The organism is Flavobacterium sp. GSP27 (genome assembly GCF_003970395.1).
In the GTDB taxonomy this organism is placed as follows: Bacteria; Bacteroidota; Bacteroidia; order Flavobacteriales; family Flavobacteriaceae; genus Flavobacterium.
Genome location: NZ_RYDP01000009.1, coordinates 15,593 through 28,099 on the forward strand (window position 1 = coordinate 15,593; position 12,507 = coordinate 28,099).

Here is a 12,507-nt window from a genome sequence, read left to right on the forward strand (position 1 = left end):
AAACTGAAAAAAACATAAATTGCGTGCTTATATTTATTTAAATTAATTCATTTTTAAGATGTTGAAGTGTATTGCGAGTTTTTTTCTATTTATAATTTTTATAAGTTGTTCTAAAGGAAATTCGGATTCCTTGTTTACTAAATTAGACGCTTCTGAAACGGGTATTAGTTTTCAGAATGAGGTAAAAAATGGTAAGAATATGAATATCTTTAAATATCGTAATTTCTATAACGGTGGCGGTGTAGCAATTGGGGATATCAATAATGATGGTTTGGCGGATGTCTTTTTTACTTCTAATCAAGGCACAAATAAGTTGTATTTGAATAAAGGCAATTTTAAATTTGAAGACATTTCAACAAAATCAGGGATTGAAGGTGAAAAAGCGTGGTCAACGGGTGTAGTAATGGTGGATGTCAATGGTGATGGTTTGCTAGATATTTATGTTTGTGATGCAGGAAGTAATATTGATGCTATAAGAAAAAGTCAGTTGTATATAAATAACGGGAATACTACTTTCACAGAAAAAGCGGCAGAATACAATCTTGCGGATACTGGAATTACAACCCACGCGGCCTTTTTTGACTATGACAAGGATGGGGATTTAGATTGTTATATTTTGAATAACAGCTTTATTCCGGTTGGGACCTTAAATTATTCTAATAAAAGAGAATTACGAGATAAAGACTGGGATGTTGCTGAAATCCTTAAAGGAGGTGGTGATAAATTGATGCGTAATGACAATGGGAAATTTGTTGATGTTAGTGAATCAGCGGGTATTTTTAGTAGTTTGATTGGTTTTGGTTTAGGAGTGACTGTGGGGGATGTTAACGGCGATTTATATCCAGACATTTATATCTCAAATGATTTTTATGAAAGAGATTATTTATACATCAATAATAAAAACGGAACGTTTACCGAACAAATTCAAGGTTGGGCAACCCATATAAGTCAATCTTCTATGGGGGCGGATTTAGCGGATGTTAATAATGATGGTAAATCTGATGTTTTTACAACTGATATGTTGCCAGAAGGGGATGCCCGTTTAAAAACAACAACTAGTTTTGATAACTATGATTTATTGACTAGAAAATTGAATTTAGATTTTTTTAATCAATATATGTCCAATACTTTACAGATTAATGATGACAATAATAAATTTATTGAAATAGCTAATTATGCAGGCGTGGCTAAAACGGATTGGAGTTGGGGAGCCTTGTTGTTTGACATGGATAATGATGGGTATAAAGATATTTATGTTTGTAATGGGATTTATCATGACTTGACAAATCAAGATTTTATGGACTTTTTTGCAAATGAATTTTTGCAGAAAATGGTAGTTACAGGTAAAAAAGAAGATATTGAAACCATTATAGCCAAGATGCCAAGCACGCCTATCTCAAATTACGCTTATAAAAACAATCATAATCTGACGTTTACAAATAATGCGATAAATTGGGGTTTGGATACGCCAAGTTTCTCTAATGGTGCGGCTTATGGTGATTTAGATAATGATGGTGACTTAGATTTAGTAGTGAATAATGTAAATATGGAATCCTTTGTTTACAGAAATAATTCAGAGAAAAACAAAGCAAATCATTTTGTTAAGGTAAAATTGAAAGGAGATAATCAAAATAAATTTGCTATCGGTAGTGTAGTTGAATTATATTCAGGTAAGGAAATTATAAGACAAGAGTTAATTCCTTCAAGAGGATTTCAATCTTCTATTGATTATGTAATGACGTTTGGTATTGGAACTAAAAAAATAGATTCATTACAGGTAATTTGGCCAAATGGAAAATCGCAAACGATAAAAAAAGTAATTCTCAATTCAACTATCAATTTATCAATTGGTAATGCTAAAAAAGAGTATATCTTTAAAAAAACACAGTCAAAAGCCTTGTTTAAAGAGGTGAAGTCAAACTTTATTACTCATAAGGAAAATGATTACATCGATTTTGATTATGAAGGATTAATCTCTAGAATGCTATCACAAGAGGGACCTTCACTTGCCGTAGGAGATATTAATGGTGATGGGAATGATGATGTGTTTATTGGAGGTGCTAAAGGACAATCAGGAAAAATTTATTTGAACAAAGGAGACAATAGTTTTGGCGTCACAGTTCAAAAAGATTTGGATGTAGATGCTGATTTTGAAGATACAGCGGCTAGCTTCTTTGATGCTGATAATGATGGAGACCTAGATTTATTTGTAGGGTCAGGCGGAAATGAGAAATCGGATCAAGCCAATTATAAAAACCGTTTGTATTTGAATAATGGCAAAGGGATTTTCATAAAAAGTAAAACTACCATTCCAACAACTAATAATGTATCAGTTATTGCACCTTGTGATTTTGATAGTGATGGGGATGTAGATGTTTTTGTGGGGAGTAGAAGTGTTCCAGGAGTCTATGGTATTGACCCAAAACATTTATTATTAGAAAATGATGGCAAAGGAAATTTTACAAATATTATCGATAAAAAAGCCTTCAAACTCAACTCGACTGGAATGATTACTGATGCGGTTTGGGAAGACATTGATAATGATTCTAAGAAAGATTTGATTGTAGTAGGCGATTGGATGGCTCCACAAATCTTTAAAAATACAGGAAGACGTTTGGCTATTTTTAAATCAAATTTGACTGGTTATTCAGGTTTTTGGAATTCAATAAATTGTGTGGATTTGAATAATGACGGTAAAAAAGATTTTATTTTTGGGAATAAAGGAACTAATACAACTTATAAAGCTTCTGCTAAAAATCCTATGAAATTATTTGTCAATGATTTTGACAATAATGGAACTATTGAACAAATTACTACTCGTACTATTGAAGGAAAAGATATGCCAATTCATTTAAAACAAGAATTGGCAAAACAGATTCCATCTATTAAAAAGAAAAATTTAAGTTATGCTGATTATGCGAACAAATCAGTTCAAGAAATATTTGCTCAAGATGTAGTCGGCAATTCTTTACAAAAAACGGCTGTGATTCAGGAAAGTGTTGTTGCTATTAATAAGGGTAATGGTCAGTTTGAAATAAAAATATTACCAAAAGAAGTGCAATTTTCATCTGTAAATACTACTTGTGTCGTGGATGTTAATAAGGACGGAATTTTAGATATCATACTTGGGGGAAATCAATATGAATTTAAACCGCAATTTGGGCGATTAGATGCCAATCATGGAAGTGTTTTGTTAGGGAGTAAAAAAGGTGATTTTACTTGGCTTCCTTATGCTAATTCTGGTTTCTTTTTAACTGGAGAAGTGCAAAAGATTAAAATAGTTAAAAACAAAAATAATACGATAGCTATTTTAGCAGTACTCAATAATAATACTCCAAAACTATTTATAAGTAATGAATAATTTTTTTAAAATAGGTCTAGCGTCATTGCTATTTATTAGTTGTTCAAAGAATGAAAATCTATTATTTGAAAAACTATCGCCCGAAGAAAGTAATGTAAAGTTTAATAATCAATTAGATCAATCAAAAAATATTTCGATTTTAGATTATCTCTATTATTATAATGGAGGCGGGGTCGCTCTGGGTGATATTAATAATGATGGTTTAGTAGATATTTATTTTACGTCCAATCAAGGGAAAAACAAGTTGTATCTCAATAAGGGCGACAATAAATTCGAGGATATTTCTGTGAAAGCTGGCATAGAGGGGGAAAGTGATTGGAAAACGGGTTCTATTATGGCCGATGTCAATGGCGATGGGTATTTAGATATCTATGTTTGTGCAGTGGTAGGAATCAATGGATTTGAAGGTCATAATGAATTATTTATTAATAATAAAAATAATACCTTCACTGAAAGTGCTTCAGAATACGGATTAGATCTTGATAATTACAGTTCTTCGGCAGCGTTTTTTGATTACGACGGCGATGGTGATTTAGACATGTATTTGTTAAATCATGCGATTCATTCGGAAGCTTCTTATGGCAAAGCTGATATTCGAAATAAAAGAAATTATGAAAGTGGAGATAAACTATTTAGAAATGATGATGGCGAATTTGTTGATGTAAGCGCACAAGCGGGTATTTTTGGAGGTGCTAATGGCTATGGTTTAGGAATAGCGATTTCTGATTTTAATTTGGATGGCAATCCAGACATTTATGTTTGTAACGATTTTCATGAAGATGATTATTATTACTTAAATAATGGAGATGGGACATTTACAGAAAGTATGAAGAATTATTTTGGTCATATTAGTCGATTTTCGATGGGAATAGATGTCGCTGATATCAATCACGATGGTTTTCCGGACATAATTACATTGGATATGTTGCCTGAGGATGAAAAAGTCTTAAAATCTTCATCGGGTGACGATAATCCTCAAATGTTGAAGGTTAGAACAGAAAAATTAGGGTATCATTATCAATATACCAGAAATATGTTGCAAATTAATCAGGGAGGGAAACATTTTACAGAAACAGCTTTGTTGAGTGGGGTAGCGGCAACAGATTGGAGTTGGAGCTCCTTATTTGCTGATTATGATCAAGATGGTGAACAAGATATTTTTATTTGTAATGGAATTCCGAAACGGCCAAATGATTTGGATTACATAAAGTATTTTTCAAATGATCATGTAAAAACCAAACTTAATACAACTAAGTTATTGGATAAACAAGCGCTAAAGAAAATGCCTAAAGGCAATGTAACCAATTATGTGTTTCAAGGAGCTAAAGATTTGCAATTTAAAAACAAATCTAATGAATGGATAGAAAACGATTCCATTATTTCAAATGGTGGTGCTTATGCCGATTTAGATAATGATGGTGATTTGGATGTTGTAACCAATAATTTGAATAGTGTGGCTTCCATTTATATTAACAGGACTAATAATAAAGCCAATTATTTAAAATTAAAATTGCGTTTTGGAGGAAAGAATACTTTCGGAATAGGAAGTAAAGTGATTTCGTTTGTAAAAGGCAAAAAACAATTTAAAGAAATTCAGACTACACGTGGTTTTCAATCGAGTTCAGAACCCATAATTCATTTTGGTTACGGAAAAATAAAGCAAGTAGATTCTATTCAGGTAATTTGGCCGGATAAAACGATCCAAACCCTGAAAAATGTAAAAACGAATCAGACGCTTACAATCCAAGCTAATTCGGGGCGTAAAGTATTTAATTATGCAAAATTACATCCAGCTATTTTGCCTATTTTTAAAAAATCAGAAATCAATTTAGGAATCGATTTTACACATCTAGAAAATGACTTTGTTGATTTTACAGCTCAAAAATTAATACCATATCAACGTTCTGATCGTGGACCGGCAACTGTTGTTGGAGATTTGAATAATGATGGTAAAGAAGATGTTTTCTTTGGAGGATCACAAGGGAAGTTAGCCGAAATTTACCTTCAAAATGGAAAAGGATTTTCAAAAAAAGTATTCAATTCAATTTACTTAGATTCCATTTATGAAGATGCCTCGGCGGTGATTGCTGATTTCAATGGGGATAAGCAAAATGATTTAATAGTTGCTTCTGGAAGTGGACAATATGCTGCTGATCTAATTCATAGATTGTATTTGGGAAATACGCTAATTAAAAGTGCTTTTCCAGATACAAAGGCAATGAATGCTTCTGTTATTAAAACAATTGATTATGATAAAGATGGCGATTTAGATTTGTTTGTCGGAAATAATTCTAAATATAATAGTTTCGGGCGAATGCCAGATTGTTACTTGTTAAATAATAATAAAGGTGTGTTTTCGATAGTTCAAAGTAAAATTTTCGCAGGAATTGGAATGGTTACTGATGCGTTGGTTACTGATTTTAATAATGATGGAAACTTAGATTTGATTGTAGTAGGGGAATGGATGAAACCTAAATTTTTTGCCAATATAAAAGGAAGCTTTAAAGAGGTTACAGAAAGTCTTTTACCAGGAAATCAGAATGGGTTATGGCAGTCTATTTGTGCATTTGATATTGACCATGATGGTGATCAAGACTATTTGGTTGGAAACTGGGGAATGAATTCAAAATTCAAAGCCTCTCCGGAATTCCCTATGAAAATGTATTACGATGATTTTGATACGAATGACACTTTTGAAACAATTGTTGCGATCGAAAAAAACGGAAAATACTATACTACAATAGGTTTAGATGAATTAGCTGAAGAATTCAGTGGAATGTTGAAAAAGAAATTCAATAGCTATAAATCCTTTGCTGGAAAAACACTAGAGGAAGTTTTTGATCCCAAAATGTTAGACAAAGCAAAATTGTATGAAGTTCATAATTTAAAATCGGGGTATTTAAGAAATGACAAGGGTAAATTTATTTTTGTTCCATTTTCCAATAAAATGCAAGTAGCGCCTATCACCAGTTTTGTGAAATCTAATTTTGATTCAGATGCTAGGGAAGAAGTTTTTGCTGCGGGAAATTACTTTGGAGTGACTCCATATCACAGTAGATTTGATGGGTTTTCCGGTGCTTTAATCAAGAATGAAAAAACCATCTTGTTAGGGCATCAAATTGGAATTGATCTGACTCAAAAAGCAGTTAAGCATCTGGGGATTATCAATTTTAAAGGCAAAAAATACCTACTAATTACCATCAATAATAAAAAGGCAGAGCTGTACGAAATGACTTCAGCTAAGAACTAATTTAATGAAAACAACTCACTTAAACCCTATAAAATGAACTCTAAAATTTATCTTCTAGGACTTATAATGCTCTTTTTGACTTCTTGTGGCAAAGAGATGCCAATTAAAGTGTCATCAGCTGATTTTTGTGCTGCAGTAGATACAGTAACAGGAATTATGGTTCATGACATATTTTCTCCTCCAGTAGCGAGTAGAATTTATGTTTATCCCAATGTTGCAGCTTACGAGATTATGGCACAAAATAGCACGAAATACGAAAGTTTACAAGGGCAGTTAAAAGGACTGGATTCTATTCCTAAACTAGATCCGAAAAGTGGAGTGAATAAAAATTTGGCAGCGCTTATTGCCCATATTGAAGTGAGTAAAGAATTGATTTTTTCTGAGGAAGCTATAGAAAAATATAGAGACAGTTTGTATGAAAAATGGAGCGCTGAAAATCAAAAAGAATTTGATGTTTCCAAAGCGTACGCTTTAAGAGTGGTAGACAGAATAAAAATGTGGATGGGGAAAGATAATTATAAACAAACGCGTACTTTTCCTAAGTTTTCAGTGTATGCAGATCAACCCGGCCGATGGCAACCAACGCCGCCCTCTTATATGGATGGTGTGGAGCCTCATTGGGGCGAAATAAGAACTTTGGTTATGGATTCAGCCTCTCAATTTAAAGCCATCCCACCTCATCCTTATTCTACGGATAAAAATTCTGCTTTTTATAAAGAGGCAAAAGAAACCTATGATGTCGGAAATTTAATTTCTGAAAAATTAATTGAAGTCGAAAAAAATCCAAGCAAACCAATTCCTGAGGAATCGGCTATAGCTTCCTTTTGGGATTGTAATCCCTATGCTACAGTCATACAGGGACACATGATGTTTGCAAAGAAGAAAAATACACCGGATGCACATTGGATTAATATCACTAAAATAGCCTTAAAAAAATCGAAATCAGATTTTGAAACTACTGTTTTTGCTTACACTATAACATCTATCGGAATTTTTGAGAGCTTCATTAGTTGTTGGGATGAAAAGTATAGGAGTAATGTTGTGCGTCCTGAAACGTATATCAATCAAAACATTGATGAAAACTGGAGACCACAATTACAAACACCTCCTTTTCCGGAATATGTAAGTGGACACTCTGTAGTTTCGTCGTGTTCGGCAATTATTCTAACCTCTATTTTTGGAGATAATTTTAGTTATATCGATGACTCAGAAGTTTCTTTTGGGTTGCCTAAAAGACCTTTTAAATCGTTTAAGCAAGCTGCAGCAGAAGCTTCTATTAGTAGGTTGTATGGAGGCATTCATTATAGAGCCGCAATTGAAAATGGGGTAGTTCAAGGTACAAACCTAGGGACATATATTAATAGTAAAATCAAATTTTTCAAATCTAAATAAATCAAATTCATACAATGAATAATAAGTTAAAGTGGTTATCGGCTGTCGTTTTATTTTCTTTTTTAGGATGGTATTTTTTATTAAAGCAATCGGATTATACTATTACTTTTAAAGTTAATGCTGCAACAGGAACTATTTCTCAAGGAATTATAGAGTGGACAACAACACAGACTAAAAATCAAAATGAATTTTATACTGTTTTAGAAAAAAGAAATTTTGATTTCATCAAACATCAGATGAAAAAAGGAAATAAAGAAATGGAATACACTTGGAATATGAAATCAGTAAGCGATTCTATGACCAGTATTACTGTTGGAATAAAAGATTTAAATCATTCCTTTTACAATAGATTAACAGCTCCCTTTGTTTCAACCAAGTTTAGGACGGAACAAATAGAGAAAATAAAATCTTTTAAAATGGGACTTGAAGATCATATTGACGATTTTAAAATAAGAATAGACGGTAAAAGATCATCTGAAGAAATATATGTAGCTTACATTTCTTTAAAAAGTATTTTGCAAGAAAAAGCACAGACTATGATTGAATTTGATGCTAAAATTGTAGGTTATTTAGATAAAAATAAAATCAAAATAATCGGTTATCGTCCTTATTTGGAAGTTACTGATTGGAATCAAGATAAAGAAATTATTAGTTTTAATTATTGTTTTCCGATTTCCAAAAATACAAAATATGTTCCGGATAGTGATGTCAAATTTAAAATTATACCGGCGTTAAAGGGTCTTCAGGTAACATATTTTGGTAATTTCAGAACTTCAGACAGATCTTGGTTTACGTTGTTGGATTATGCGAAACTACATGGCTATAAATTAGAGAATAAACCATTAGAGCATTTTCTTTCAAATCCTTTTAATGGGGGTGTAGAATCAGAATGGGAAACAAAAATCATCATTCCTTTTGCTTCAAAATAAAGGTTGATTGTCGTTGATTTAAAATAATCGAAAACGTTTTCGGGTCTTCCGAAAACGTTTTTGTTTTTAATCTGTTTTTAATTGGCAATATTAAAATTATTTTTAGATAAAATTAATAAATCAACCAACCAAAATGAGCTTTAAAGTAAAATTAAAATTTTGGCAGATAATCAATATGAATGTTGGTTTTTTCGGCATACAATACAGTTTCGGCTTGCAACAAAGTGCCGTAAATCCTATTTATGATTTTTTACATGCAAGTCCGGATCAAATTCCTATTTTAAATCTTGCCGGACCCTTAACGGGCTTATTGATTCAACCCATTATTGGCGCAATGAGTGATAAAACGTGGCATCCAAGGTGGGGAAGGCGCAAACCGTACTTTTTTATCGGAGCCATAATTTGTAGTATCGCCTTATTTCTATTCCCATTTAGCAGTTCCTTATGGATGGCTGCAGGTTTGCTTTGGATTCTGGATGTTGGTAACAATACTGCTATGGAACCGTATCGGGCTTTTATTGCGGATACGCTGGATGAAGAACAACAACCAACAGGTTTCCAGGCGCAAAGTTTTTTTACTGGTTTCGGACAGTTTCTGGCTTATATTTCACTTTTTCTGTTTCCAATTATTTTTGTAGGATATACAGGATCGCTACCAACGTGGATTTATGCCTCCTTTTTTTTAGGAGCAATTCTTTCAGTAACTTCCATTTGGTGGAGTATGGGTAAAACTACAGAAATCCCGCCAACAGCAGAAGAATTAGCTATCTTAAAAGCAGAACCTCTAAATATTTTTTCGCCTTTTATCGATATTTATAAAGCAGTTTTAGAAATGCCAACGGTCATGTGGCAACTGTTTCTGGTGTATTTGTTTCAATGGTATGCCATGATGTGCTATTGGCAAAATAATTCGAAAAGTATTGCTTTGTCCGTATGGAATGTAACACCGAGGAATGCAATGGGCTATGAAAAAGCGGTAGAATGGAACGGATTAATTGGTGCTTTTGGATTTATAGTTACTTTTTCAATTGCCTTTTATTTGGCAATATTAGCTAAAAAATACGGTGCAAAAATGATTCATTTTGTCTGTCTTTTATTTGGAGCCGTTTCTTTTTTATGGTTTCCAATGGTGCAAAATCAATACATATTTTTTGCAGTAATTATTGGTTACGGAATTGCTTGGGCCAGTATGATGGGAATACCATATTTGATGGTCGTTGCTGTTATTCCAAAAGAGCGCTATGGAGTGTACATGGGTATTATTAATATGATGATTGTTATTCCAATGATTATCCAAAATCTCTCTTTTGGTTATATTTTAAAGAATTTCTTAGACAATGATGCTCGCCAAGCCATTACTTTTGCTGGTGTTCTGATGCTAATCGGTGCTTTTTGCACTCTTTTGATTAAAAGTAAAAATGTTTCAAGACAATAATATGAACAGTGATTTGAATTATACAAAAGCAATGGAGTTGCTTGAGAAAGTGTCTTCTTCTGAAGGATTTCTAGCCAGTGCTCAAAATATTTCCAACTATAAAAGGGTCTGGGCCCGAGATGGAGTGATTTGTGGATTGGCGGCTTTGGCCTCGGGAGATAAAAAATTGATCGAAACATTCCGTAACACATTAGAAACATTAGCTAGTAATCAACATCAAAATGGCACTATTCCGTCTAACGTGATGACAATTGGCGAGCAAGTTGAGGTTAGTTATGGCGGATTGGCAGGAAGAGTCGACGCCGTGACTTGGTTTGTAATTGGGATCTGCCAATATGCGTATTATACAAAGGACATTACTTTTGTAGCAAAATACGATACTGAAATTGAAAAGTGTTTTGCGCTCCTGGAATCCTGGGAATTTAACAATAAAGGCCTTTTGTATGTGCCATTATCAGGAAATTGGGCGGATGAATATATTACGGACGGCTATGTTTTGTACGATCAATTACTCCGAATTTGGGCCTTAAAAAGTTACAATCATTTTGCACATGACGAGGATATTACCGTAAAAATTGAAACAATAACAGCGCAACTAGAAATTAATTTCACTCCAAATTCAGTTGGTGAAAAATACCACGAACGTGCATATAATGAATTGAACTTCCAAAAATACATGCCGTGTTCTTTTTCACCGGCTGGTTACAAAACACAGTTTGATGCTTTTGCAAATTCGTTGGCTTTGTACTTAAACATTGGTTCCGAAGATTTTCAAAATTCAATTTTAGAATATTCAATTGCACTCAAAAACGAAATGAAATTGCAGTTGTTACCTGCTTTTTGGCCACCAATACAAGAAACTGATTTAGACTGGAATTTGCTTAAAAACAATTGCAAATACGAGTTCAGAAATTACCCTAATGAGTTTCATAACGGTGGAAGTTGGTCCATGGTCAATGGCTTTTATGGTCTGGCTTTGCTTTCGAAAGGAAATAATAAGGAAGCAGAGGCGCTTTTAACGGCTATAAATGAAGCCAACGCTATTGAAAATTTTAGTTTCTACGAAAATTTTAATAGCGAAACCAAAGAGCCAAACGGCGTTCCTTTTTGCGCTTGGAGTGGCGCAGCAACGGTGCTGTTGCACCAAAGTGTACATACAAATTTTAAATTTTTAGTTTAAGTGAAAAAGTCAATAGACATATTATGTGCAGGCGAAGTTTTGATTGATTTTATTGGTCATGAAATGAATACGTCTATAAATAGAACCAAAGATTACCATCGTTTTCTGGGCGGTTCGCCAACAAATTTGGCCGTAAATGCTGCGCGTTTGGGTCTGAAATCAGTATTAGTGGCCACCTGTGGAGAAGATGGTTTAGGCGAATATATTGTTCGAAAGTTAAAAGCAAATCATGTCATTACGTCACAAATTAGAATATCAGAAAGTCATCCGACGTCTGTAATATTTGTTTCAAAATCGACAAGTACGCCGGATTTTATTCCGTACAGAGAAGCAGATTGTCAGATTGAGCAAAGTCAAATACCGAATGATTTACTGGAAAGTGCTAAAATTTTCCATACGACTTGTTTTGCTTTAAGCAAAAATCCAGCTCGGACCACTATTGTGGAAAGTGCCAAACGAGCGAAAGCATTAGGATTACAAACGAGTATTGATATTAATTTTTCGGAGAGAATTTGGCCTGATCGGGAAGAGGCAAGTGAGGTTTTAAAGGATTATTTGTCAACAAATCCTTTGGTAAAATTAAGCGAAGATGACTGTTACCGTCTTTTTGCGGAAGAAAAAACCGAAAATTTTATTTTTGATTATTTTCATAGCTTGGGTGCTTCAACGATTTGTTTGACAAAAGGGAAAGATGGCGTAGTATTGTCTAATATTGACTATGGAAGGTTTCATCAAAAAGCATTGCCGGTAGAAGATATTAAAGACACCACAGGAGCAGGAGACGCTTTCTGGACGGGTTTTTTATACGCACAATTGTTGAATAAAAACTTTGAAGAAACAATAACTATTGCACAGAAACTGGCAGTATTGAAACTTCAGAATGTAGGCAGATTGCCAGAAGGAATAGATATTCAGGAATATTTAAATTCCGATTTGTAATGTCTTTGAATAAAAATTAAT

The 12,507-nt window shown here is 33.4% G+C and carries 7 protein-coding genes; all 7 read left to right on the top strand.

Going from position 1 to position 12,507, the window contains the following annotated elements; all coding sequences use genetic code 11:
• Window positions 1-58: 58 nt before the first annotated feature.
• The 7 genes from EKM05_RS09235 to EKM05_RS09265 all read left to right on the top strand — a co-directional run bounded on the left by EKM05_RS09235 (window position 59) and on the right by EKM05_RS09265 (window position 12,486).
• Complete coding sequence (locus EKM05_RS09235; protein WP_126554758.1) at window positions 59-3,361, top strand: VCBS repeat-containing protein; 3,303 nt, start codon at window positions 59-61, stop codon at window positions 3,359-3,361.
• Window positions 3,354-6,611 carry a VCBS repeat-containing protein gene (locus tag EKM05_RS09240; protein WP_126554760.1) on the top strand — a complete coding sequence of 1,086 codons (3,258 nt, stop codon included), beginning with the start codon at window positions 3,354-3,356 and terminating at the stop codon, window positions 6,609-6,611. The genes EKM05_RS09235 and EKM05_RS09240 overlap by 8 nt, the downstream gene beginning before the upstream one ends.
• A 33-nt stretch (window positions 6,612-6,644) precedes the next feature.
• Window positions 6,645-8,003 (top strand): vanadium-dependent haloperoxidase, encoded by a 1,359-nt coding sequence (locus EKM05_RS09245; RefSeq protein WP_126458457.1) that lies wholly within the window; start codon window positions 6,645-6,647, stop codon window positions 8,001-8,003.
• Between the two features lie 14 nt (window positions 8,004-8,017).
• Complete coding sequence (locus EKM05_RS09250; protein WP_126554762.1) at window positions 8,018-8,932, top strand: hypothetical protein; 915 nt, start codon at window positions 8,018-8,020, stop codon at window positions 8,930-8,932.
• 133 nt (window positions 8,933-9,065) lie between these two features.
• On the top strand, window positions 9,066-10,367 hold the full coding sequence (locus tag EKM05_RS09255; RefSeq protein ID WP_126458464.1) for an MFS transporter: 1,302 nt from the start codon (window positions 9,066-9,068) through the stop codon (window positions 10,365-10,367).
• Window positions 10,351-11,547: a glycoside hydrolase 100 family protein gene (locus tag EKM05_RS09260; protein WP_231507383.1), complete on the top strand. Its 1,197-nt coding sequence runs from the start codon at window positions 10,351-10,353 to the stop codon at window positions 11,545-11,547. Before EKM05_RS09255 ends, EKM05_RS09260 begins: the two co-directional genes overlap by 17 nt.
• Window positions 11,548-12,486: a carbohydrate kinase family protein gene (locus tag EKM05_RS09265; RefSeq protein WP_126554764.1), complete on the top strand. Its 939-nt coding sequence runs from the start codon at window positions 11,548-11,550 to the stop codon at window positions 12,484-12,486.
• Window positions 12,487-12,507: the final 21 nt, after the last annotated feature.